The sequence below is a fragment of the Nocardioides dilutus genome, from assembly GCF_054779555.1.
Window position 1 is genome coordinate 782185 of record NZ_BAAGYA010000003.1, and the last position, 23379, is coordinate 805563.

General features: G+C 69.1%; 24 protein-coding genes. 12 read left to right on the forward strand and 12 right to left on the reverse strand.

Annotated features, from left to right (window positions below):
• The first annotated feature begins 44 nt into the window (after nt 1-44).
• Nucleotides 45-764, forward strand: coding sequence for a maleylpyruvate isomerase family mycothiol-dependent enzyme (locus ACYVC6_RS19485; RefSeq protein WP_460716120.1), 720 nt, complete (start codon nt 45-47; stop codon nt 762-764).
• 2 nt (nt 765-766) lie between these two features.
• Nucleotides 767-1444, forward strand: coding sequence for an MBL fold metallo-hydrolase (locus ACYVC6_RS19490; RefSeq protein WP_460716523.1), 678 nt, complete (start codon nt 767-769; stop codon nt 1442-1444).
• A gap of 1 nt (nt 1445) precedes the next feature.
• Here ACYVC6_RS19490 and ACYVC6_RS19495 read toward each other — a convergent pair whose 3' ends face one another.
• Nucleotides 1446-2606 carry an acyl-CoA dehydrogenase family protein gene (locus ACYVC6_RS19495; protein ID WP_460716121.1) on the reverse strand — a complete coding sequence of 387 codons (1161 nt, stop codon included), beginning with the start codon at nt 2604-2606 and terminating at the stop codon, nt 1446-1448.
• Between the two features lie 71 nt (nt 2607-2677).
• Here ACYVC6_RS19495 and ACYVC6_RS19500 point away from each other — a divergent pair, with 71 nt between their 5' ends.
• From ACYVC6_RS19500 to ACYVC6_RS19510, 3 genes are read left to right on the forward strand one after another with little or no spacing between them, the layout of a single operon-like run.
• Complete coding sequence (locus tag ACYVC6_RS19500; protein ID WP_460716122.1) at nt 2678-3358, forward strand: winged helix-turn-helix transcriptional regulator; 681 nt, start codon at nt 2678-2680, stop codon at nt 3356-3358.
• Complete coding sequence (locus ACYVC6_RS19505) at nt 3351-4751, forward strand: hypothetical protein (protein WP_460716123.1); 1401 nt, start codon at nt 3351-3353, stop codon at nt 4749-4751. The genes ACYVC6_RS19500 and ACYVC6_RS19505 overlap by 8 nt, the downstream gene beginning before the upstream one ends.
• Nucleotides 4748-5644: a phosphatase PAP2 family protein gene (locus tag ACYVC6_RS19510; RefSeq protein WP_460716124.1), complete on the forward strand. Its 897-nt coding sequence runs from the start codon at nt 4748-4750 to the stop codon at nt 5642-5644. Before ACYVC6_RS19505 ends, ACYVC6_RS19510 begins: the two co-directional genes overlap by 4 nt.
• Nucleotides 5645-5975: 331 nt before the next feature.
• On the opposite strand, the gene ACYVC6_RS19515 is transcribed toward ACYVC6_RS19510, so the two are convergent.
• The 3 genes from ACYVC6_RS19515 to ACYVC6_RS19525 all read right to left on the reverse strand — a co-directional run bounded on the left by ACYVC6_RS19515 (nt 5976) and on the right by ACYVC6_RS19525 (nt 8720).
• Nucleotides 5976-7082, reverse strand: coding sequence for a 2Fe-2S iron-sulfur cluster-binding protein (locus ACYVC6_RS19515; protein WP_460716125.1), 1107 nt, complete (start codon nt 7080-7082; stop codon nt 5976-5978).
• A 16-nt stretch (nt 7083-7098) separates the two neighbouring features.
• A complete protein-coding gene (locus ACYVC6_RS19520; RefSeq protein WP_460716126.1) occupies nt 7099-7401 on the reverse strand; it encodes a hypothetical protein in 303 nt (100 codons plus the stop codon).
• 164 nt (nt 7402-7565) lie between these two features.
• Nucleotides 7566-8720, reverse strand: coding sequence for a Rieske 2Fe-2S domain-containing protein (locus ACYVC6_RS19525; protein ID WP_460716127.1), 1155 nt, complete (start codon nt 8718-8720; stop codon nt 7566-7568).
• 64 nt (nt 8721-8784) lie between these two features.
• On the opposite strand from ACYVC6_RS19525, the gene ACYVC6_RS19530 reads away from it, so the two are divergent.
• Genes ACYVC6_RS19530 through fadD1 form a run of 3 tightly spaced genes read left to right on the forward strand, consistent with a single transcriptional unit; the run spans nt 8785 to nt 12703 of the window.
• On the forward strand, nt 8785-9987 hold the full coding sequence (locus tag ACYVC6_RS19530; protein WP_460716128.1) for an acyl-CoA dehydrogenase family protein: 1203 nt from the start codon (nt 8785-8787) through the stop codon (nt 9985-9987).
• A gap of 6 nt (nt 9988-9993) precedes the next feature.
• Nucleotides 9994-11106: an acyl-CoA dehydrogenase family protein gene (locus tag ACYVC6_RS19535; protein ID WP_460716129.1), complete on the forward strand. Its 1113-nt coding sequence runs from the start codon at nt 9994-9996 to the stop codon at nt 11104-11106.
• Between the two features lie 7 nt (nt 11107-11113).
• Nucleotides 11114-12703, forward strand: a complete 1590-nt coding sequence (fadD1, locus tag ACYVC6_RS19540) for a fatty-acid--CoA ligase FadD1 (RefSeq protein ID WP_460716130.1) — start codon at nt 11114-11116, stop codon at nt 12701-12703.
• Between the two features lie 10 nt (nt 12704-12713).
• On the opposite strand, the gene ACYVC6_RS19545 is transcribed toward fadD1, so the two are convergent.
• Both ACYVC6_RS19545 and ACYVC6_RS19550 read right to left on the reverse strand, forming a co-directional pair.
• Nucleotides 12714-13652: a GNAT family N-acetyltransferase gene (locus ACYVC6_RS19545; protein ID WP_460716131.1), complete on the reverse strand. Its 939-nt coding sequence runs from the start codon at nt 13650-13652 to the stop codon at nt 12714-12716.
• A gap of 40 nt (nt 13653-13692) precedes the next feature.
• Nucleotides 13693-14217 carry a 2'-5' RNA ligase family protein gene (locus ACYVC6_RS19550; protein WP_460716132.1) on the reverse strand — a complete coding sequence of 175 codons (525 nt, stop codon included), beginning with the start codon at nt 14215-14217 and terminating at the stop codon, nt 13693-13695.
• A 93-nt stretch (nt 14218-14310) separates the two neighbouring features.
• On the opposite strand from ACYVC6_RS19550, the gene ACYVC6_RS19555 reads away from it, so the two are divergent.
• Both ACYVC6_RS19555 and ACYVC6_RS19560 read left to right on the forward strand, forming a co-directional pair.
• Nucleotides 14311-14790 (forward strand): methyltransferase family protein, encoded by a 480-nt coding sequence (locus ACYVC6_RS19555; protein WP_460716133.1) that lies wholly within the window; start codon nt 14311-14313, stop codon nt 14788-14790.
• Nucleotides 14791-14894: 104 nt separating this feature from the next.
• Complete coding sequence (locus tag ACYVC6_RS19560; RefSeq protein WP_460716134.1) at nt 14895-15368, forward strand: GyrI-like domain-containing protein; 474 nt, start codon at nt 14895-14897, stop codon at nt 15366-15368.
• Between the two features lie 246 nt (nt 15369-15614).
• On the opposite strand, the gene ACYVC6_RS19565 is transcribed toward ACYVC6_RS19560, so the two are convergent.
• The 4 genes from ACYVC6_RS19565 to ACYVC6_RS19580 all read right to left on the reverse strand — a co-directional run bounded on the left by ACYVC6_RS19565 (nt 15615) and on the right by ACYVC6_RS19580 (nt 18028).
• Complete coding sequence (locus ACYVC6_RS19565; protein WP_460716135.1) at nt 15615-15848, reverse strand: DUF3099 domain-containing protein; 234 nt, start codon at nt 15846-15848, stop codon at nt 15615-15617.
• Between the two features lie 186 nt (nt 15849-16034).
• A complete protein-coding gene (locus ACYVC6_RS19570; protein ID WP_460716136.1) occupies nt 16035-16382 on the reverse strand; it encodes a histone-like nucleoid-structuring protein Lsr2 in 348 nt (115 codons plus the stop codon).
• Nucleotides 16383-16577: 195 nt separating this feature from the next.
• A complete protein-coding gene (locus ACYVC6_RS19575) occupies nt 16578-17675 on the reverse strand; it encodes an SRPBCC family protein (protein ID WP_460716137.1) in 1098 nt (365 codons plus the stop codon).
• Between the two features lie 137 nt (nt 17676-17812).
• Nucleotides 17813-18028, reverse strand: a complete 216-nt coding sequence (locus ACYVC6_RS19580; protein ID WP_460716138.1) for a hypothetical protein — start codon at nt 18026-18028, stop codon at nt 17813-17815.
• Nucleotides 18029-18417: 389 nt separating this feature from the next.
• Here ACYVC6_RS19580 and ACYVC6_RS19585 point away from each other — a divergent pair, with 389 nt between their 5' ends.
• On the forward strand, nt 18418-19626 hold the full coding sequence (locus ACYVC6_RS19585; RefSeq protein ID WP_460716139.1) for an IS110 family RNA-guided transposase: 1209 nt from the start codon (nt 18418-18420) through the stop codon (nt 19624-19626).
• A 106-nt stretch (nt 19627-19732) separates the two neighbouring features.
• On the opposite strand, the gene ACYVC6_RS19590 is transcribed toward ACYVC6_RS19585, so the two are convergent.
• Nucleotides 19733-20491 (reverse strand): DUF4259 domain-containing protein, encoded by a 759-nt coding sequence (locus ACYVC6_RS19590; protein ID WP_460716140.1) that lies wholly within the window; start codon nt 20489-20491, stop codon nt 19733-19735.
• A 283-nt stretch (nt 20492-20774) separates the two neighbouring features.
• Here ACYVC6_RS19590 and ACYVC6_RS19595 point away from each other — a divergent pair, with 283 nt between their 5' ends.
• On the forward strand, nt 20775-22070 hold the full coding sequence (locus ACYVC6_RS19595) for a Shedu anti-phage system protein SduA domain-containing protein (RefSeq protein WP_460716141.1): 1296 nt from the start codon (nt 20775-20777) through the stop codon (nt 22068-22070).
• A 112-nt stretch (nt 22071-22182) separates the two neighbouring features.
• Here the strand turns inward: ACYVC6_RS19595 and ACYVC6_RS19600 are convergent, their stop codons facing one another.
• A complete protein-coding gene (locus tag ACYVC6_RS19600; protein ID WP_460716142.1) occupies nt 22183-23103 on the reverse strand; it encodes a tyrosine-type recombinase/integrase in 921 nt (306 codons plus the stop codon).
• Nucleotides 23104-23379: the final 276 nt, after the last annotated feature.

Consider the following 23379-nt stretch of genomic DNA (forward strand, 5'->3'; position numbering starts at 1 on the left):
CAGTCCTGAATCCGTCGCCTCAAAGGGTGGTGCACGATGGGCGCATGACCGACTCTCCCGCCTACGCCGAGGTGGTCCACCTGCTGGAGTCCGCGACCCGGCGGCTGGTCCGCACCGTCGACGCGATGGCCGACTTCCAGTTCGCCGAGCCCAGCCTGCTGCCCGGCTGGACCCGCGGTCACGTCGTCGCCCACCTGGTCCTCAACGCCGAGGGCCTCGCCGGTGCCCTGGAAGGGGTGCGTGAGCACCGCGCAGTGCCGATGTATGCCTCCCAGGAGGCCCGGGACGGGGATATCGACCGGCTGTCCGGCGCTGACCCAGCCGTCCTGCGAGACCGGCTGCTGGGGTCGACCTCCGCCATCCACGAGGGCGTCGAGGAACTCCCCGAGGAGCTCTACGGCGGCCGGATCGAGCGGACCCCCGGCAGCGACCGCACGTTCACCGCCGGCCGGGTCGGTGAGATGCGGCTGCGCGAGGTGGAGATCCACCACGCCGACCTGGACCTCGCCTACACGTGGGCCGACTGGCCGAGCGACTTCACGGTCCTGCTCCTCGACAACCGCAGCACGGTGCACGACGGACCGCCGTTCACCGCGCACGCGGTCGACCTCGGCCGGTCCTGGTCGTTCGGCCCAGCCGAAGAGAAGGGTGGTCCCACCGTGTCCGGCCCTGGCCCGCTGCTGGCATGGTGGGCAACGGGCCGGGACCCCGGCGACGGGTTGACCAGCGACGACGGCGAACTGCCGAGGATGGAGGCGTGGTGACCATGGCTGACGACTACACCGGTGAGGTCAAGCCGGGCGGCGGCCCCCAGGTTCGCGAGCTCGAGCACCTGACGATCACCAAGGTCGCCGTCGACGAGCAGATGTCCAACAACGCCTACCTGCTGCGCTGCAAGCACACCGGCGACCAGGTCCTCATCGACGCCGCCGCCGAGCCCGAGATCCTGCTCCCGCTCGTCGGCGACGGCGGGCTGGCCGCCGTGGTCACCACCCACCAGCACTGGGACCACCACCGGGCCCTGAAGGCGCTCGTCGAGGCGACCGGCGCGGAGCCGGTCGCGGGCGAGCCCGATGCGGACGCGATCACCGAGCAGACCCAGGTCGATGTCGACCGCCGGGTCGGCGACGGTGACACCGTCGCGGTCGGCGACTGCGCCCTCGAGGTCATCCGCGTCACCGGCCACACGCCGGGCTCGATCTGCCTGCTCTACAGCGACCCGTCGGGCCACCCGCACCTGTTCACCGGCGACTCGCTCTTTCCCGGCGGCGTCGGCAACACCTTCGGCGACGCCGCGGCCTTCCAGCAGCTCATCGACGACGTCGAGGCCAAGCTGTTCGCCCGGCTGCCCGACGACACGTGGTTCTACCCCGGCCATGGCAACGACTCGACGCTCGGCGTCGAGCGGCCGCACCTGCAGGAGTGGCGCGACCGGGGCTGGTAGCTCAGCCCAGCGCCCGCCGGCCGATCAGCTCGAGGGTGGCCTCGGGCGTGAGCGGGTGGAACGGGCCGCCTCGGACGTCGCGGTAGGCGCGCTCGATCGGTGAGCCGCGGAAGAACGCCGACCCACCGGCCACCTCGAGGGCGATGTCGACCACGGCCCGGGCCTCGTTGACGGCGTGCCGCTTGGCGAGCATCACCGTCTCCAGGGTCGCCTCGTCGGCCGCCGGGTCCTCACCGATCTCGTCGACCGCCGAGAGCAGCGCCCAGAGCGCGACTCGGAGCCGCGACCGCATCTCACCGATCTGGCGCACCGCACCGGGCTTGGCGAGGCGGTTCGCCTCGTCGCAGGCCCCGGCGGCGACACCCAGGTAGGCCGCACCGGCCAGTGGCGCGAAATGGATGGCCGCAACCAGGAGCGGGCCGGTCAGCTCGCCGTACGGCCTGGTGCCGGCGACCTTCTCGGCCGGCACGAAGACGTCCTCGAGGACCAGGTCGTGGCTGGCCGTGCCGCGCATGCCGAGGGTGTCCCAGGTCTCGACGATCGAGACTCCCGGAGCGGACAGCGGTACGCCGGCGTGCAGGACGGTGGCGCCCGGGCCTGGCTCGCCCAGCACCGCGCAGGTCGAGACCACTCCCGCGACCGGCGCCTGGGAGCAAAACACCTTGCGGCCCGAGAACAGGTAGCCGCCTTCGACCTCGGTGGCGACCGTCGTGGGCGCGACCCAGTCCGAGCCGCCGCTGGTCGCCATCACCAGGCCGTCGGCGACCTTCGCCAGCACGCCGTCGGCGTCGGGGGCCCCGCGCCGGCGCCGCCAGCACTGCACGAGAGTCAGGTAGTGGTGCATGGTCGAGGAGAGCGCGGCGGCACCCGAGTGCTTGCCGAGCTCGTGCTGGGCCAGGACGAGCTGGCGCATGGTCGCTCCGGCCCCGCCGAGCTCGGCCGGCACGGCGAGCCGCAGGTAGCCGGCCGCGTGCATGGCGTCGTAGGCCTCGGTCACGAACGTCGCGTCGCGGTCGTGGCCGGCGTCGTGCTCGGCAGCGACCCGGCCCATCTCGGCGGCAAGGGCCACGATGTCGGCGTCGGTCAGGGACTGGGCTGTTGCGGGAGCGGTTGCGGGAGCGGTTGCGGGAGCGGTCTCGGGAGCGGTCTCGATGAGTGTCATGCCGCCAGGTTGGGCTCGACACGGGCCGGGGACTAGTTCCGAAACTGAACCGGCTGGGCGATGATCGGGACATGACCCGGTACGGGCAGTACTGCCCGATCACGCGCTCCCTGGAGATCCTGGGCGACCGCTGGACGCTGCTCATCGTCCGCGACCTGCTCGTGGGGGCCCGCCGGTTCAACGAGATCGCCCGCGGCCTCCCTGGGATGTCGCGGGCAATCTTGTCCAAGCGGCTCGACCAGCTCGATCGGGCCGGGCTCGTCCACCGCACGGACGAGGGTTACGAGCCGACGCTGGCGTGCGAGGAGCTGAGGCCGATCATCTTCGGGCTGGCCGAGTGGGGTGCCCGCTGGGCCTTCAGCGAGCCCCGCGAGGACGAGCTCGACCCGACCGTGCTGATGTGGTGGATCCGCGGCGGTATCGATCCTGAACCGTTCGGCGACCGCCGGGTGGTGCTGCACGTCGTGCTCCCGGAGGGCCGGCGCACCCGCTTCTGGTTCGTCATCGAGAAGCACGACGTCTCCCTGTGCTTCAACGACCCCGGTCACGAGGTCGACCTGCTCCTGGAGTCCGAGCTCGGCACGCTCTACCAGATGTGGGAGGGCGTCTTCGAGCTGCGCAGCGCCCTGCGCGACGGCCTGATCCGGCTCACCGGCCGGCGGGACCTGGTGCTGGTCTTCCCCGAGGCACTGAAGTTCTCCCCCGTGGCGCCCTACGTCCGTCGAGCCCTGGCGCGGCCGATCGATGCGTGAGGCACCACTGGCCCTGGCCGCGCTCGTCGGCTGGCTGCCGTTCCTGTGGCGTCCCCTCAGCCCGGACGAGGGCGGCTATCTCATCATCGCCTCGCAGTGGGGGCCTGGCTCGTCCCTGTACGGCGACTACTGGGTCGACCGTCCCCCGGTCCTGATCGGACTCTTTGCACTCGCCGACGGCATCGGCGACCCGTGGGCGCTGCGGCTGCTGGGCTGCGGGGCCGTCCTCCTCACGGTGCTGCTCGCGGCGGTCATCGGCAGGCTGGCCGCGCCCGCCACCCGGATCGGCCCGCTGCTGACCGCCGGCACCGCGGCGACCTTCGCCGCCACGCCCCTCTTCGGTGGGAGCGTGGTCCACGGGGAGCTGTTGGCCCTGCCCTTCGTCATGGCGGGTCTCGCGGCGGTGATCGCGGCGTCGACGGCCAGGTCGGACGTGCAAGCGCTGACCCTCTCGACCGCGGCCGGAGTCGCGGGTGCCCTGGCCGCTCTCACCAAGCAGAGCCAGCTCGACGTCTTCGTCGCGGTCCTCGTGCTCGCCCTGGTGACGCGGCGCCGCCGGCTGCTGGTCGGCGCACTCGCCGGCGCCGGGCTCACGGTGCTGGTCGCGCTGCAGGTCAGCCAGGACCTCGGCACGCCCGCCGGTGAGCTGTGGAGCGCCGTGGTCACCTTCCGCGGTGACGCCGCGCAGGTGATCGCGGCGGCGTCGACCGAGACCACGCCACGCCGGTTCGCGGGCATGATCGGCGCCCTGGTCGCCAGCGCGGCGCCGTTCGTCGCGGTCGGGCTCCTGGTCAGGCTGCGCGGCCCGGCGACGTACGGCGTCGGCGACCTGCGTCGTCCCGCGGTCGCGGTGCTCGGCTGGGAGCTCTTCGTGGTGCTCCTGGGGGGCAGCTTCTGGCTGCACTACCTGATGGGGCTGGTGCCCGGTCTGGTGCTCCTGGCGGCTGCCGCGTCGCAGCGCCGGCTCCAGGCCGGACCGACCATCGTCCTCCCCTATGCCGCTGCTGTCGTCTCGACGCTGGCCACGGTCGCCTACGTCGTCGCGGTCCCGATCGAGCGCAAGGAGGCGCCGGTCATCGACTACCTGCAGGCGGAGGCGACTCCCGGCGACACGGCGGTCGTCGCCTTCGGTGGCGCCAACATCCTCCGCGAGGCCCGGCTGACCTCGCCGTACGAGCATCTCTGGAGCCTGCCGGTGCGGGTCCTCGACCCCGAGCTCGAGCAGTTCACAGAGGTGCTGCTCGGGGACCGGGCGCCGACCTGGGTCGTCACCCAAGGCGCCGAGATCGACACCTGGGGTGTCGAGGGTGCCACGGCCGACCGCGCGCTCCGGGACCGCTACCGGCTCGCGGCGACCACGGGCGACTTCACGATCTTCCGGCTGGACCGGTGACTCGCGGGCTCGTCGTGGTGGCCTACCTGGCCGCCCTGGTCGTCTGGTCGGCCGTCGTCGGCATCCCCAACGACCCGCTCGGCATCCTGCTGTGGGGCTGGCTGGCGCTGCTGATCGCGCACCGGCACGAGGGATTCTGGCGCGACTGGCGCCCCTACGTGGTCGCCCTGGTCGCCTACTGGTTCTTCCGGGGTCTCGCCGACGAGACCTTCCTCGACGTCCACTTCGACTACACGGTTCGCTTCGACCGGTGGCTCGGCGGCCTCGTCGGCGACGGCCGGACACCGACCGAGCAGCTGCAGGACGCCTGGTGCGGCGTCCCCTGCCTCAGGAGCGGAGACCCCCGCTGGTGGGACCTCGTGCTCAACACCGTCTACGCGTCGCACTTCTACGTCGCCATGCTGCTGGGGCTGGCGCTCTGGGTACGCAACAAGGACGCCTGGCGGGCCTGGATGCGTCGCTACGTCACGCTGCTGTTCGTCGGGCTCACCGGCTACTTCCTGGTCCCGACCGCTCCCCCCTGGATGGGCATCGACGCGGCCCGCATCACCAGCCGTGCCTGGGGCGAGCTCGGCCTCGAGCGCCAGAACATGATCCTGCTCGGCATGCCCAACCGGGTCGCGGCGATGCCTTCCCTCCACACCGGCATCGCCGCGCTGGTCGCGCTCTACGCCGTGAGCCGCCTGCGCTCACCGTGGCGCTGGGTGCTGCTGCTCTACCCGGTCGCCATGGGCCTGGCGCTCTGCTACTTCGGGGAGCACTACGTCGTCGACGAGATCGCGGGCGTCGCGGCCGCCGGTGCGGTGATGGCTGGTTGGGCCTGGTGGGACCGGCGGTCAAGAACGTCATCAGTCGAGCACGTGGAGACGTCGCCGGTCGATGCCGCGGGATGAGGGGTCATCCCTGAGACGTCCGCTCGTGCCGAGTGGGGGTCGCCGCAGTTTCATCAAGGGATGTCGCTCAACCCGCACTCCCCGAGGTGAACTCGGCATGGGAACTGCAGGTTCGTCTGGATCCCCTGATGAACCGACGGGGAGCCGGACGCGTCCGCCCATGCCGCAGCTAGCGCGCTCCCACGCTGCTCCTCGGCGTTTGACCGATCGATCGATCAAACGCCCGCACCCGTTCATACCGACGGAAGGGCTCCGTCGACGCGAGATCAGCAACGTCATTCACATCCAGGTCTCTGACCCACGCTCCGGATGACGCTAGGGCCGGCGAGCATCAGTGATAGGTCACCCTGACGACGTCGGTCACCGGCAGCGACTGGCAGCCGAGCCTGATCCCCTCCGCGATGTCCTCGTCGTCGAGGACGTCGTTGTGGATCATCTTGACCTCGCCCTCGAGCAGGCGGATGGCGCAGGCCGAGCACTCGCCCTCGCGGCACGAATAGGGCGCCTTCACGCCTTTCGACTCCAGGTGCTCGAGGAGCTTGGTGCCGGGCTCCCAGTCGTCGTACTCGTAGGTCTGGCCGTCCAGCTCGACCTCGAGATGGACGGGACCCTCGGGGCCGGGCTCGGGGGCCGCCTCGGGCGCGCCCTCGGTGAAGGCGTCGTCCGCCTCCGCCTCCTCGAGCTCGTGCTCGGCCTTCTCGACCTCGATCGCGTCGCCGAACGGGTTGCCCCCGAGCGAGACGAACCTCTCCTGGTGGCGACGCTCGCGGGGGAAGTCCAGGTCGCGCAGGGCCGCGATCGTCAGCTTCATGAACGGCGCGGGGCCGCAGACGAAGGCGTCGTAGGTCAGGAAAGGCTCGATGAACGACTTCATCTGCTCCTGGGTGGGCAGCCCCTGGACCGACTCCAGCCAGTGCACGACGACGAGCCGGTCCGGGTGGGCCGCCGCGAGCGCTGCGAGCTCCTTGGCGAAGATCACCGAGGTCTCGTCGCGGTTGGCGTAGAACAGCACGATCCGGCCAGAGCCGTGCGCGATCGCGGTGCGGGTGATCGACATGATCGGCGTGATGCCGCTGCCGCCGGCGAAGAGCAGCAGGTCGGCGTCCAGGGAGGCGGGCGTGAAGATGCCGGACGGCGGCAGCACCTTGATGGTGTCGCCCTCGCGGAGGTTGTCGCAGATCCAGTTGGAGGCGTAGCCGTCGACGGTGCGCTTCACCGTGACGGTGAGCGGCCCGCCGTCGTGCGGCGAGGACGACAGCGAGTAGCAGCGGGCCGCCACCCCGGTCTGGTCGCTCGGCACCGCCAGGGTCAGGAACTGGCCGGGCTTGTAGTCGAACTCCGCCTCGGCGCCCTCGGGCACGGCGAAGCTCACGCTGTGGGCGTCCGTGGTCTCCTCGACCACGTCGACCACGGTCAGGTCGAAGACGTGGGTGTCCATGTCGTGGGGGTCCCCGTCACCAACCGTCTTCGGCGCCGATGGGGACCAGCCCCTCGCGGGTGGCGGCCTCGATGCTGGCCACCAGGCGGGGACAGGCGGCGTGGACCGGCCGGCCTCCGGGACTGCGGTCCATCCGCGCGAACTCCGGGCACTGGTGCAGCGCCTGGTCGTTCCACTGGATGGAGGTGTGGTGGTCGCTGTTCTTCTTCACCGAGACCCGCGCCAAGCAGTCCAGGCACGCCACGTCGGTGAGCCGGGCCTGGGTGTAGAGACGCTGGTCCTCGAGCGTCTCGGGGCTGGAGGGGACGAATGAGGCCATTAGGCGATGACTCCTGTCTCACGTCCGTCGCGAGCGGCGCATCCACGGGATGCTCCGCAAGGCGCCGGAGTGAAGCCATACCGGGGTTGTCTTGCGAGCGACGGCAACGCGGCGGAGCGCCCGTGGGGCGTCGCGTAGCAGGGCGTGACGGCAGGAGTCATCGCCTAGGTTGCCGTGGGCACGGTGGCGGTGCCCTCCGCCTCGGCCTTGCGACGGAGGTTGTCGGCGACCTCCTCCTGCCAGTACTCGTTGGCCTTGGTGGTGTCGACCTCGAACTCGAACCGGTCGGTCATCTCGGCGGTGACGTCCGCCTTGTCGACGTAGAACTGCTCGTACCAGCGGCGCAGCTGGTAGACCGGCCCGTCCTCCTCGCACAGGAGAGGATTCTGCACCGGCGCCTTGTTGAGCCAGATGTGCACGTCCTGCTCGAAGCCCTCCTTGAAGGTCTCGGAGTAGCGACGGCCGATGTACTGCGCGGTCTCCTCGTCGACGCCCTCGGGCTTCTTGACGCACACGCCGTACTGGAGCTTGAAGGAGTTCTGGCTGGTCGGGACGTGGCAGTTGATCAGGATGACCTCGGTCTCGAACCCTTTGTAGTCCACGTGGAGCCAGTTGATCATGTAGGACGGGCCGTAGTAGGACGCCTCGGACTTGAGCACCAGGTTGGCGTCGCCGTAGCCGCTGCCGCCCATGTCGGGGCGGCCCTTCGACTCCATGAACTGCGAGGCGACGTGCCCCTCGAAGACGTTGCGGAAGCTCGTCGGGAAGGCGAAGTGGATGTAGAAGAAGTGCGCCATGTCGACGACGTTGTCGATGATCTCGCGGCAGTGCGCGGTCGGGACGTCGAGGACCTCCCACGTCCAGTCGGTGTATTCATCGGTCCCGACGCCCGGCAGCACGGGGGGCAGCACGTCCATGTCGGGCTCGGAGCCCTCGACGTCGTGCCAGATCATCACGTGCCCGTTGCGGATGACCACGGGATATTTCTGCGTACGGGCCCGCAGCGGGACCCGGCGTGCGTAGGGGATCGACTTGCACTTGCCGTCGCCACCCCAGCGCCAGTCGTGGAACGGGCAGGCGATCTCGTCACCCTTGACGGCCCCCTGGGTCAGGTCGCCGCCCATGTGCCGGCAGTAGCCGTCGAGCACGTTGATGTTGCCCTGCGTGTCGGACCAGGCCACCAGCTTGCCGCCGAAGGCCTCGACCGCATGCGGCTGACCGTCGTTGAACATCGACTCGAGACCCAGGCAGTGCCAGCCGCGGGCGAAACGCTCGGGCGGTGCGCCGTGATCCAGGGCACGAGTAGCGGTGTCGCTCATCAGAGTGGCCTCCCGGTCGGATGAAGCTCTCGACTAAGACTAGAACACGTTATAGTTTTGCGCCATGCGCATCGCCCTCGAGCCCGAGCAGGTGGCTCTCAAGGAAGAGCTCCAAGGCTACTTCGCCGAGCTGGTCACGCCGGAGGTGAAGGCCGGGCTGGCCTCCGCGACCGGCCAGTTCGATCAAGGGGAGTTCGGGGAGGCGGGCGTCTACCGAGCGGTCATCCGGCAGCTCGGCACCGACGGGTGGCTCGGGATCGGCTGGCCGGAGGAGTACGGCGGCCAGAACCGCTCGATGATCGAGCAGCTGATCTTCACCGACGTCGCGGCCGACTTCGGGGTGCCGATCCCCTACCTGACGCTCAACACCGTCGGGCCGACGATCATGCGCTACGGAACCGACGAGCAGAAGAACTACTTCCTGCCCAGGATCCTGGCCGGCGACCTGCACTTCTCCATCGGCTACTCCGAGCCCGGCTCGGGCACCGACCTGGCCTCGCTGAAGACCAAGGCGGTCCGCGAGGGCGACGAGTTCGTCATCAACGGCCAGAAGATGTGGACCTCGCTGATCCAGTACGCCGACTGGATCTGGCTCGCCTGCCGCACCGACCCCGACCTGCCTCGCCACAAGGGTCTGTCGATGATCCTGGTGCCCGCCGACGCCGAGGGCTTCTCCTACACCCCGGTCCACACCGTCGCGGGCGTCTCCACGAGCGCCACCTACTACCAGGACGTCCGGGTCCCCGTGACCAACCTGGTCGGCGAGCTCAACGGCGGGTGGCCGCTGATCACCAACCAGCTCAACCACGAGCGGGTCTCGCTGACGTCGTCCGCGCCGCTGACGATGTCGCTCAAGCTGGTCCGCAACTGGGCGCAGGAGACCAAGAACCCCGACGGCAACCGGGTGATCGACTCCGAGTGGGTGCAGATCGCGCTCGGTCGCGCGCACGCCAAGATCGAGGCGCTGACCCTGATCAACTGGAAGCTGGCGGCCGACGCCGACGCCGGGGTGCCGCTCTCCCCCGCCGAGGCCTCGGCCACCAAGATCTACGGCTCCGAGCTCGCCACCGAGGTCTACCGGTCGCTGATGGAGGTCGTAGGCCCCAACGCCGGCGTCGTGGCCGGGTCCGACGGGGCGGTCCTCGCCGGCCGGGTCGAGCGCTTCTACCGCTCGGCCCTGGTCATGACGTTCGGCGGCGGCACCAACGAGATCCAGCGCGACATCATCGGCTACGTGGGCCTGGGCCTGCCGGCAGCGAAGAGGTAGGGCACCGTGGACTTCACCTTCACCCCCGAGCAGGACGAGGCCGCCGAGCTGGCCGCCAAGATCCTCAAGGACCGGGCGACCAACGAGCGGATGAAGGCCGTCGAGGCCGAGGGTTCGCGCTTCGACCGCGAGCTGTGGGCCGAGCTGGGCTCAGCGGGGCTGCTCGGCCTCGCGCTCCCGGAGGACTATGACGGCGCCGGCCTCGGCCTCGTCGAGCTCTGCCGGATCCTCGTCGAGGTGGGCCGCACCGTCGCGCCCGTGCCCCTGGCCGCCCACGGGCCCGCCTCACGGCTGGTTGCCGAGCTGGCCGGCGACGAGCTCAAGGAGCAGTGGCTCCCCGGCGCCGCCTCCGGCGAGCTCGTGCTCACCGCCGCGGTCGCCGAGGACCGGGCCTTCGCCCCGGAGCGGCCGACGACGGTGGCGACCGTCGATACCGAAGGCTTCCGGCTGACCGGGACCAAGACGATCGTGCCCGCGGGCACTGTCGCAGCGGCGTTCCTGGTGCCTGCCGAGACTCCCGAGGGGGTCGCGGTCTTCGTCGTCGAGCCGGGCGACGAGGGCGTCACGGTGACACCGCAGCGCTTCTCCGACGGCGACGAGGTGGCCCGCCTGGACCTGTCGGGCGTCGCGGTCTCGAGCGCCCGCCAGGTCGGGCCGGCCGACGGCTCGGCGGCCCGGCGGCTGCGGCACCTGCTGGTCCTCGCCGGCGCGGCGGAGCAGCTCGGCATCACCGAGGGGGCGCTGCGGCTGACCGCGGAGTACGCCAAGGTCCGTGAGCAGTTCGGCCGCCCGATCGGCACCTTCCAGGCGGTCTCCCAGCGGCTCGCCGACGGCTATATCGACACGCTCGGGCAGCGGCTGACGCTCTGGCAGGCCGCCTGGCGCCTCGACGAGGGCCTGCCCGCGGACACCGAGGTGTCCATCGCCAAGCTCTGGGCCGCCGACGCCGGGCACCGGATCGCCCACACCACCGTGCACGTGCACGGCGGCGTGGGCATCGACCTGGACGGCGAGGCGCATCGCTACTTCACCGGCGCCAAACGGTTCGAGTTCCTGCACGGCGGCGCCACCGAACAGGCCCTCAACATCGGCAGGACCCTCGCCGCCGAGCCGGCCTGACTGACCCATGCCTGCCGAGACCCTGCAGCAGCTGCTGCGCGAACGGCTCGAGGACGATGGAGTCGGGGTGCTCTACGGCGACATGTCGTGGACCTGGCGCGAGCACCTGTCCGACGCGGCCGCCGAGGCCGCCGCCGTCATCGCGGTCGCCGACCCCCAGCGCCCCCTGCACGTCGGCGTCCTGCTCGGCAACACCCCCGACATGCTGCGCTCGATGGCCGCGGCCGCGCTCGGCGGCTACGTCCTGGGTGGCCTCAACACGACCCGTCGCGGCGACGCCCTGGTCGCCGACGTACGCCGGGCGGACTGCCAGCTGGTCCTGGTCAACGGCGAGCACGCCGGTCTGCTGGAAGGTCTCGACCTCGACGGGGTGCGGGTCGTCGACGTGGACTCCGCCGAGTGGGCGGAGACGGTGGCGGCCGCGGGTCCGCTGACGCCGCACGCCGAGGTCGGCGCGATGGACACGTTCATGATGATCTTCACCTCGGGCACCAGCGGCGAGCCCAAGGCCGTGCAGGTGCCGCACATCTTCCCGCTGTTCTCGGGCGCCAACCTGGTCGACCGCTTCTCGCTGACCAGTGACGACGTCTGCTACGTCTCGATGCCGCTGTTCCACTCCAACGCGGTGGTGGCCGGGTGGGCGGTCGCGGCCTGCAGCGGTGCGGGCATCGCACCGTCCCGCTTCTCGGCGTCCCGGTTCCTCGACGACGTCCGCCACTACGGCGCGACGTACATGAACTACGTCGGCAAGCCGCTCGCCTACGTGCTGGCCACGCCCGAGCGGCCCGACGACGCCGACAACCCGCTGCGGGTGGCCTTCGGCAACGAGGCGAGCGACCGGGACATCGAGGAGTTCGCCCGCCGCTTCGACTGCCAGGTCGTGGACGGCTTCGGCTCCACCGAGTCCGCCGTGATCGTGACCCGGGTCGAGGGCACCCCGCGCGGCTCGATCGGGCAGGGCTACGAGGGCGTCGCGATCTACGACCCCGAGACGGTGACCGAGTGCGCGGTCGCTGAGTTCGACGAGAACGGCGCGCTGCTCAACGCCGACCAGGCCGTCGGCGAGCTGGTCAACACCCAGGGCGCCGGCTTCTTCCAGGGCTACTACAACGACCCGTCGGCCAACGACGAGCGGATGCGGCACGGCATGTACTGGTCCGGCGACCTCGCCTACAAGGACGCCGACGGCTTCATCTACCTCGCCGGTCGCACCGCCGACTGGATGCGGGTCGACGGCGAGAACCTCGCCGCAGCGCCCATCGAGCGGGTGTTCCTGCGCCTACCCGCGGTCAGCCAGGTCGCCGTCTACGCGGTCCCCGACCACCTCGACGCCAACGCCGTAGGTGACCAAGTGATGGCCGCACTCGTCCTCCAGGACGACGCGAGCCTCTCCCCCGCCGAGCTCGAGGCGTTCCTCGCCGACCAGGCCGACCTGTCCACGAAAGGCTGGCCCCGCTACGTCCGGATCGCCGCCAGCCTCCCCTCCACGGCCACCAACAAGGTGCTCAAGCGGGAGCTGATCTCGCAGGGCCCGACCGCCGGCGACGGTGTGCTGTGGGTGCGCGAGGAACGCGGGACGGCGTACGCCGCGGGCTGATCGCGTCCGGTCACCGTTCACCGAGCACCAGGTTGAAGCTCTGGTCGACGACCGCGTAGCCGAGGGCGTCGTACAGCGCATGCGCCACGTGGTTGTGGCCGAAGACGTTGAGGCCGAGGATCTCGATCCCCAGGCCACGCACGTGATCGGCCGCGGCGTGCATGAGTGCGCGGCCGTACCCCTTTCCGCGCTCCGCCTCGTCCACCTCGACGTCGTAGACGAACGCGGCCAGCTCCTCGTGGAAGAGCCAGGTGATCCCGATGCGCCGGCCGGCCGCCGCGTCCAGCGCGACCAGGAAGTCGTGGCCAGGGGTGTCGGCCCCCTGCGGCAGGATCCGCTCGTGCTCCTCGCGTGCGTTCGCCAGCGCTCGCTCGCGGGTCAGTGAGGGGTCGGCGGCCATGGTCTCGTCGGCGAACGTCTCCACGGCGTCCGAGAAGTACACCGCGACCTCGTCAGCGGTCATCGGGCGCACCGTCACCCGCCCGGGGTCGCGAGGGGGAGGCGCGGTGGCCAGGTCGAGCTGCATCTGCGTGGCGACCAGACCGAACCCCGCGCCGTCGACGAACGCCTCACCCGCCAGGTCGCCGGTGGTCACACCCACCCCGAGGGTTCCGACACCCCGGCCCCGTAGTCGCTCGACCAGGACCCCGCGGAGGGTGGGCGCGTCGGTCGGGTCGGCCAGCTGCAGGTCGCCGAGGTGGACGGCCTCTCCCGTCGTCAGGAGGAAGAAGGTGCCCGCACGCCGGCCGCCGGCCTCGACCGCGAGCACTTCGGTGCCCTCGGGCAGCCCGGCCGGGGGTAGGTGCCGGTCGATCATCTCCCGGGCTCGCAGGGCGGCGAGCGCCTCGGGGACACCGCGCGAACGCGGCGACGCCGCTTGGCGGGCGATCACGCCCTCCCGCCACCCGGCGTACTCCTCGGCGGGCAGCGGGGCCAGGGTCAGCACCATGGTGCCCAGTGTGGCCACTCACTCAGGGGATGTGCGTCACTCAGGGGATGTGTGGCAGCCGCCAGGTCTGACCGGTGGCGCTGTCGATAAGTGCGGCCCGGTCGACGCGAGCGGTCAGCGGCAGGACGTCGGCAATCGCCTTCACGACGGTGGCCAGCTGAGCGCCCTGGGCCCGCGTGGCCACCGAGACGTGCGGCACCCACTGGCCCGGAACGTAGTTCCGGTGCAGCTCCGCGCCGGTGGCCTCGAGTGCGGTGACGATGCGCCACTGGCGCACGGCCATGTCGGCGGTGATCGCCGGCGCGAGCGCGGCCCGGCCGCGCGGGAACGCGAGCGTGCCGTGGAAGGACATCGTGAACGGCTCCGCGGCCGGCAGCGCGGCGAGCGCCTCCTGCGCCCTCTCCACGTCCCAGCTTCGGAGCACCGCATACGACAGGTGCGGGTGGTGACGACCATGCGTGTGCGTTGCCAGCGTGGAGACTCCCGCGTCCTCGAGTCGCGACCACAGCTCCCGCATCAGGAGGTCTGACCGGGCGTCGAAGAGCAAGCACACGGCGAGCGCCACCCACCCAGCATCGTCCGTCCGCGGTGTCCGGCTCCAGCGGCCGGCCGGACGGCTTGGGTGTGGTCACGCAGCGAGGGCCTGTCACACTGAGGCATGAGCCGCCCGGCGATCCTCACGGCGCTGTTCTTCTTCGCGGCACCCGGCACGACGGCCGGGCTCGTCCCGTGGCTCATCACCGGCTGGGACCAGCCGGACACCGGCCTGCGTGGTGTGGCCGGAGTCGCTCTCGCGCTGCTCGGCGTAGCAGTGGTGGTGGCCTGCTTCGTAAGGTTCGTGACCGAGGGGCGGGGTACGCCGGCGCCGCCGGCCCCGACCGAGGAGCTCGTCGTGGGCGGGCTCTACCGCTACGTGCGCAACCCGATGTACGTCGGCGTGGCCTCCGCCATTGCCGGCCAGGCGTTGCTGTTCCGCAGCGTCGGCGTCGCGCTCTGGTTGGTGGCGTTTCTGGTCGTGGTCGCGACCTTCGTGGCGACCTACGAGGAGCCTCGGCTGCGCGAGCAGTTCGGCCCGTCGTACGACCGATACCGCGACGACGTGCCGGGCTGGTGGCCGCGCCTGCGGATGCGCCCCTGAGTCCTCGCTCGGGTGCCCGGAGCCGGCGAGCTCGGGACCAACGACCCTCCCGTGCCGGGCGCCCCTGTGGGTGAATGGCCACACGGGCTGAGGAGGTGCCGGACGTGACGCACACGGTGGAGATCGTGCAGGCGCCGGCGAGGTCGACGGCGGTGACGCACATCCACGTCGCCCCGGACGCCATGCCGACCATCGGCGAGAAGATGGGTGAGGCCTTCACAATGGTTGCCCGCCGACTCGGCGAGGCGGGCATCTCCCCGGCCGGGCCGGCTTTCGCGTCGTACACGCCGGCGGACGGCGGCTTCGACGTCGCCGCGGGCTTCGGGGTCGTGGACACGTTCACCGCACCACCCGGGCTGGAACGTCTGGACATCGGCGCATGCGAGGTCGCCCACACCACCCACCTCGGCTCCTACACCGAGCTGCCCTCGGCCTACGAGGACCTGCAAGCGGAGGTCACCCGCCAGGGCCGGGCAGTCGACGAGGACGGCCCGATGTGGGAGGAATACTGGAGCGGGCCGAACACGCCGGACGACCAGACGCGCACGGAGGTCTATTGGCCGCTCGCCGCGGAGTGATCCCCGGCCGTCATCGCACGCCTTGCCGCGGGTCACCGCTCGCGCGGCCTGATCGGCGGTGCCGCGTTGGGCGCAGCTGATGCGGGTGATCGAAGCGCCGACAGGCGGCGCAATGGGGCACCTTGGTGGCGAGCGGATCGCGCTAGATCCGGACGCCGCAGCGCACGTCGCGGGCGTCGAGATTCCGACGCACCGGCGGAGTCGCCTGGGTCGGCGCCGGGCAGATGACTACCGGCGCGCGCGTCGTCAGTGGTCCTCGCCCCAGTTGGCGATGACCACGGCTATCGCTGGGAGCACGGCAGCGACGACTGACATGACCACGGCTGCCGTCGTCGACCACAACCGGACCAGGTTCCAGGCCAGCAGAATCAGCACCAGACAAACGCCCATCAGGGCGAAGTACCACCGCTGACGTCGGCGCAGCCGCTCGCTCTGCGGCCAGCGCACCTCGCTGGCTGTGACGCGCTGGTGTCGCCTCATCGTCTCCACGATCCCACGCTGGCTGTCCGAAACGCGGGGCGGCAACGAGTTCGCTCATCGGAGAATCCTGTGTCCAGCAGGCGGCGGTGTGACGCAACGAGCCGAGACCCCAACTTGCTCCTAGAGCTGCGTCTGTGACTGCGCGCGACGAGGTGATGCCGCTGTCGGAGGACGCAACTGAGCTGGTTACTGCGAAGCGGTATAGGCGTCGAGCACAGCCTTCGGGAGTCGACCACGGTCTGACACTTGGTGTCCGTTCTCCCTTGCCCACGCGCGGACAGCGGTCAGATCCACCGCGGAGTTTCTGGCGGACCCGGAGCGCTTGGATCGCGCGGAGCGGGCCGTACCTGAATGCCGGCCACTCACTTTGGTGCCCGCCTCGATGTATGGCCGAAGGGCTTTCTCAAGGGCTTTTCGGTTCTTGCCGCTGAGGTCGATCGTGTATTCGGTTCCCTCGAATGCGAAGCGAACTTCGCTTGCATTTGCGGAGCCGTCGAGATCGTCGCTGACCTGAACGATGGTGGTCTTTGCCATGGCTGGATCGTCCCGCCTCGTTTCTCGATTGTCCAACTGGCGGCCTTTTCTGGCTCAGGGACGGTGCGGCCCGCCAGACGCTGACCAACTGCAGTTGCCAGGAACGAGGTCCTTCGGTGGATGCGGACGGCTTTCACGCATGGTCCGCGTCACCTGCGGACTTTTCGTCGCGGGCATACAAATTGCCGAGGCGGCTCAGCGCCGGGTGAAGACAGTGACGTCCCACGCCCATAGCGCGTGTAGGTCATCCACCCACTCAACGGGGACACCCACGTGGTGGATTTTCACGCGAGTGCGCGCTTCCTCGTCCTTTGCGTTTCCCTTGGCGAACGACATAGTCACGGTGCTGTCGGTCTGCAGCAGTCGCGGGTTCGTGGGGTACGGCCTGCCGTCAGGTCCAGCTACGCGCCAGTTCCATGACATGGCGAACCGCTTCGGCTTGTCGATTTCGAGCACGGTGGTTTCGAGCATGCCGAGGAGAGGTGCGAGTCCATTGCTGTCGGGCGGGGCCCCGTAGTGCGAGCAACGGTCGCCTACGCTCTCGTTGAGGCTGAGAGCCCCACCGTTGCTGGGTGGCCAGCCGTTCGCGTGCTTGACCCTGTTGAAGATCCGCGTTGGTGTTCCAGGGACTTCGACGATCACCAGGACTTCGCCCAGGTCACCTGAGAGGCGGCGGCTTCCATCAGGTCCGCGCAGGTCCGCTGCCACGCGTCTGGCGGCCTCGAGGCCGGGTTCACGTTCCACTGGCCAGTCCGGGGTAGGCGGGGACACGAGGTCGCGCGCGAACTGACTCTGCTCGCGGACCACAGAGGGTGGCGCGATGGCTGCTGGCCACAGCTCGAGCAGGTAGTGCTCAAGAGGCTCCTCGGCCCCGTCGGGCTGGGCGTCGTCGGGGAACTGGGCTTCGCGTGCTGCACTCTCGGTTCGCCCCCGTGCGCTGACGCGCAGTCTGTAGGCGCCCGGTGAGACGGGCAGTTCCTCGCCTGGGCCGTCCTCGAGGTCGCCGAGAGCAAGTGGCCCTTGGCAGGCGACGCTGACCTCAGAGACGTCCTCCCATGACGACTCGATCGAGGGCGGGGCAGCGCCATCGCTGACTCGAATCGTGACGTCGTACGTGCCGAACTGGGCTCCGGCTTTCACGATGAGGTCAGGCGGCATATCGGCTGCTGGTTGAAGCCACTCCAGCAGCGTCCCTCCCAGCGCATCGTCTTCCGCCCCAACCGGCTCGGCTCCGAAGACTGCAAAGCAGCTGTAGCCCGACTCGATGACAATTGCCACTTCCTGCTGGGTCACGGTCGCACCCTAGACGTCTGTCCGTGGCTGAGTCCGCAGCTCCGCCCTGCTCGGCGGATGGTTGGGCGCCGCCCCCGCATTGCGGCATGAAACGGCATCGGCCCGCCATTCCAGTGGGGGTTGATGAGAGCACCGGCTCATCGCTTGGGCGCGCCGCGTTCCCACCAGTCGATCGGTGCACGCTCGTCAATCAAAGACGCGGTGAACTCGGCGTCAGGAAGGTTGCAGAACTTCCACAACTCCTTCGCGGCGCGGCTGTAGTGGAAGATGACCTGGTCGGTCTCGAAGGCGTCGAGTTCGCCGGCGCGCAGTCGGTCAACGGCTTCCTCCACGTGCCCGATCAGCTCAGCCAACCGCGCCTCATGGTATGCCGCGACACTCTCCCGCGCGGTCCGCCGTCGCGACTGGCCGGACATAGCAGCGAGGGTACTCAGCCGATGGCAGATCCAGTCGCCTCGAGCGAACACGACCCGACACTGGCAGTAGAGGGCTCATGAGGCAGCGCCGCCTACGCGGCTACTAGACGATTCCTCTAGGACCGGCGTCTGGCCAGACTCGGTCCAGGTGATCGGCGGGAAGCTCTTCATGCGGCTGCCCACCGGCTGATCTGGTGTGGCTCACTATCGGTCTGCAGCCCGTCGGTCACCGTGACGAGGCGTGGCTCAAGAAGGGACTGCCCTGCTCGTAGTAGCAATGCCCACCTCGCCGTCCACATCGGATCGAGCACAGGCGGGAGCAACACATGAGTCAGCAAGCGGAGCGGGTCATCATCGGGGTCGATCCCCACAAGCTGTCGGCCACGATCGAGGTCGTCGACCAGCGCGAGCAGTTGCTCGGGTCAGGTCGGTTCACCACCGACCGGGCCGGCTACGCAGCGATGCGGACCTACACGAAGAAGTGGCCCGACCGGGTCTGGGCGGTCGAGGGCAGCAACGGTGCCGGCCGGCCGCTCGCGCAGCGGCTCCTCGAAGACGGCGAGCAGGTCGTCGACGTCCCCGCGAAACTCGCTGCTCGAGTCCGGCTCTTCGACACCGGCCACAACCGCAAGACCGACGCCCACGATGCCCACGCGGTTGCGGCAGTTGCGGTCCGCACCAAGACCCTGCGAGTCCTGCAGGTCGACGGCGAGCTCGAGGCCCTGCGGATGCTCACCGACCGACGCGAAGCACTCACCAGGCGTCGGGTCCAGACCGTCGACCGGCTTCAGGCCCTGCTCGCAGAACTGCTGCCTGGGCAGGCCAAACGCGACCTCACCACCGGCCAGGCCAAGGCGATGCTGGCCAGCGTCCGCCCCCGCGACGTCGCCGGGAAGACCCGCCGACGCATCGCCGCCGAAGAGCTCGCAGAACTCATTGCGGTCGAGGCCAAGATCAAGAAGGCCACCGCCGAGCTCAAGACCCTCGTGCTCGCCCGCGGCTCACACCTGATGGACCTCCACGGAGTCGGCCCCGTCGTCGCCGCCAGGGTCCTGGCCGACGTCGGCGACGTCACCCGCTTCGCCGACCGCAACTGCTTCGCATCCTGGACCGGCACCGCACCCCTCGATGCGTCCTCCGGTGAGCAGAACCGACACCGACTGTCTCGGGCCGGGAACCGGCGGATGAACCACATGATCCACATCGCCGCGATCAGCCAGATCCGCCTCGACACCGACGGCCGCGTCTACTACCGACGCAAACTAGCCGAGGGCAAGAAGCCCCTCGAGGCGATCAGGTGTCTCAAGCGAAGGATCTCCGACGCCATCTATCGCCAGCTCCTGGCCGACGCAAAGGAAGCGTCAGGCACGGGCCCGGGAGGGCACTGCGGGGCGACTCAAGAATCCAGCGCGGTCGACCTTCCCCCGCACATCGACACTTCGGATCAGCCACTTCCCGGACCCGCAGACCCGACGCTACGCCCGGCAGCGCGGGCCCGGAAGACCCACCAAGACGCCCTCGTCGCGACCGGTTGACAACAGAAGGGAGCCGGTATGACGCGTCCCGAGGACTACGCCATCGACAGAACCGCGCTGGCGCGGCATGGGCGAACGTGTCGTTGTGTCACTCGAAGGTGGTCGGCTACCAGCGGTTGTCGAGATTGCGACTTAGCGCTCGCCAATCGCAGTAGGACCTGGGCGAGTACCCGTTGTCGTCTGGGGCCACGTCAACCCGCGAGATGCGCGACAACCCCACATCCCGCCAATCTGGGTCCTTCTTCTTGTTTCGTGCGACGTGAAATGACGTACTCGGCTCCGGCCCTCCTGCCTTTGTCTCTGCGAGTGTTCGCAGGCTGCGCAGTCGCCAATCCGCCGGTAGCGAAGCCTTGTCCCACTTCAACTGTCTGAGAATGGGTGCCGCGCCGAGGCGGCCGTCTTCTATTCGGGCAACTCGAAACAGGGCGTACCTGCCCTCGGGATGACGGCGGTAGGCCAGCACGTCGCCGGGGAGCAAGTCAGTGACGTGGACCCACGGCTTGAGAACCTTCGTGCGAGCCTTCTGCTCACCGGTGAGAGCCTTCCGCAGCTTGGCCAAGGCTGCTTTGCGGCTGGCCAGTGCCTTCGGCCCTGCCTCAACCCATAGGTCGAGCCCGATGCCTTCGTCGATGATGCGCAACGCTTCGGTCTTTACCGTGGCATCGAGCCGTCCCACGGCAACCTGGGCGGCAGCAAGCGCAAGCCAGAGAACGTGCCCTTCGTCGTCCGCGAGGTGCCGGTACTCGGTGATGACTCGCTGCATCGCCTCGGCATCGTCCACACCGTCTTCGAGCATCTCCCGGTAATCCGAACGGATGTCGCAGGCCGTGTCGTCGGAGAAGACGGCCGGCCCCCATGCACCCACGGAGACATTGCATCACGTCGCGATCAACGGGTGTCCAGATCGCATGGGCTCTGCATTGGTTGCCGTCCGCATCGGCAGATCCGGATGCCTCCCTGCGCGCCGACTCGCGGCGGAATGGGGCACGTCAGACCTTGAGCCGATCCATCGTTTGGCCTTGATCTGTCAGTTCTTGTTGAGTCCGTGAGGCGGGTGCCGAGGGCAGTCTTGCAATGGCTCTCGACGGCATTCACATCGGCCCCAGCTGTGCTGGGGTCGTCGTTGACGCGTGACTTAGTCTCTGACCGTGGTGGCAAAGCCGCTCGACTGGGACGGAGAACCCCTGTACTACCGATGGGGCGCTCCGGAGCGTCTGTGCGGCATCCTTGTCTTCTACGACTTCCAATGGCGCGATGTCTTTCCTGATCATCGGACCCACTTCCGTCGAGGCCAGGTACTCGCTCGCACTGTGATCGACCGATGCCCTTCGGGGCTCACCCCAGCCCTATTGCTAACGAGAAGGGACGATGTCGAGCAGGGGTTTGTTAGCACCGAGACGTATTCACTATTCGTGCTCAATATCGATGAGTGGCTGAACACTCCCGACAACCCGGCTCTCGCCTATCTCGCGAACCATCTAAGCGTCGACCCAAGGGAACTGGGCGGCTTCGCACAACTCTCGGAACTGGGGGGTGCCGACGAGGTTCGGGCCTTTGTTGAGCGGCAACTGGATGTTGAGCACGTAGCAGGGTGGTTGGAGCAGGATCCCGCACGGATGCAGCGCCTCGCTGAACTGGTCGATGTCGGTCACACTCACCCGGCCACCGTGAAGCAGGCCCTCGACGCCCTTGGCGCTCTCGGCGGGCTCGACGAAGAGGGAGTACAGCGCCTCATCGAGTTCGTGCTCAAGGTGACCGATGATGCCCAGCGGGCAGACTTGATTCGGCATGCGACCGCGACCAAGGAAGGGCGGGAGGTCACAGGCGAAGTCCTCAGCGAGCGCATCGAAGACCGCCTCGAGGACGCGCGAAGGGACTTGGCGGGATACAGGGCCTTGCTGGTGAAGCCAAAGGCCACGGAGACCGACATGCAGCGGTATCTAGCCGAGCACCCTCTCCTGTTCGGGCTTCAATACGCACGCATTCGCCCACAGCTCAGAGGGCCGAGCGGCTCGATGGACTTTATTCTCGAGCGATTGGACGGGTACAACGACCTAGTCGAACTGAAGGGCCCGAGCGACAAGATCATCAAGGCCCCTCGGCACGAGGCGGGTGCGCCGGTACCGAGTCCACACAGCTACAAGTTGAGTGCGGGGCTGTCCCAGGCGCTCGCACAGGCTTTGGCCTATCGCGACCGACTTACGCGATACGCCAGTGCTGCTGAGGAACTAGGAGGCATTCGCAACGCTCGGGAGCCGAGGCTCCTGATCGTGCTTGGCCGACTGACCTCATTGGAGGAGCATCAGCGACAAGTTCTACTCGAATTGAACCGCTCGCTCCATCGAGTGCAGATCATCCCTTACGACCAGATTGCAGATAAAGCGCAGACCACCCTTGACAACATCGCGAAGTATCTCGAGCACGCACCGAACGACCCACGCTGAGCGCGCGTGGCTCCCTCGCTTGACTCAGCCAGCCAGTCTCCGAGGAGGACGCCACGGGCCAATCTGCGTCAGAGGGGGCGGAGCTGACGCACGCCGTCGCGCAGCGACTGGGCTACACGCCTGCGACGTGGGCGGTGAGGAAGTGGACGCCGTGGCGGTCGAGGTTGCCGCGGGCGCGGTCATAGTGCTCGGTGGTCCTCGGGTCGGCGTGCCGCGCCAGGATCTGGGCGTCTCGGAGGGGAACCCCGGCGTCGAGGGCGTTGGTAATCGCGGCGTGCCGTAGTGAGTGCGGGCTGATGTGGCGCGGGATGCTCGCGGCTCGTGCGATGCGTTGGACCATCCGGTAGGCGTCCCGCCGGTCGATCGGGTTGCCGGCCTGCGGACGCAAGTTCAGGGGACCCGTGCTGCGTTCGCCGCGGCATGCCTCCATGACGCCTGGCACGGGCACGGTCAGAGGCATGGTGGCGGGCTTGTTGCCCTTGCCGACCAGGTGCAGGACACGGTGGCCGCGCAGGGTCTCGGCGTAGTCCTCGATCCGCACCGCCGCGGCCTCCGATGCGCGCAGCGCGTTGATGCCGAGCAGGAACGCGAGCGCACCGTGGTGGACGGTGAGGGTCTGGGACATCTGGAGGAACCGGATCAGCTCGAGCCGATCCAGCCCCTGGGTGCGCGACGCGTCGCGGTGGACCTTCGGCAACCGCGCGTAGACCGCGGGATCGGCGCCAATGAGGCCGTCGATGTGGGCGTAGCGGAAGAACCCACGGACACCGTGCATCATCGTGACCACCGAGGAGTCCATCAGCCCGGACTCCCCGAGGTGGCGGATGTCGAGCTCGACGTGGGCTCGCTGGATCCCCACCAAGGGATCGAGCGCGTTGGCCTCGCACCAGGCGAACCAGCGGCGCAACTGGAAGGCGTAGAGGGTGTGGGTGCGGCCGGAGTAGCGGGCCAGGTAGGACACCGCGGCCAGCTGGGCCGGCGACATCGCCAGCGGTTGGAACGGCAGAAGACTGGTGTTGGGCGTCGGGGTCACCTCACGCGGCAAAAGCGGTCAGGCCTCAACCCCGCCCGCCGCCAACGCGGCGAGGCACTTGAAACAGTCCGACGCTACGCCGCCGGAGAAGTCCCGATGCGTCCGCAGGCGGCGAAAAGACGCATTCCGAGGGACTTGGTACTCAACAGTTGGCGATGTCGTCCTCGGTACGCAGGGCAGGGCCGCGCCTGAGAACGAAAAGAGATATCGGCACTGTTCCGACGACTAATGGACGACTGAGCCCGGTAAGCGTTGATGCCTTTCGAGCACCTTTCC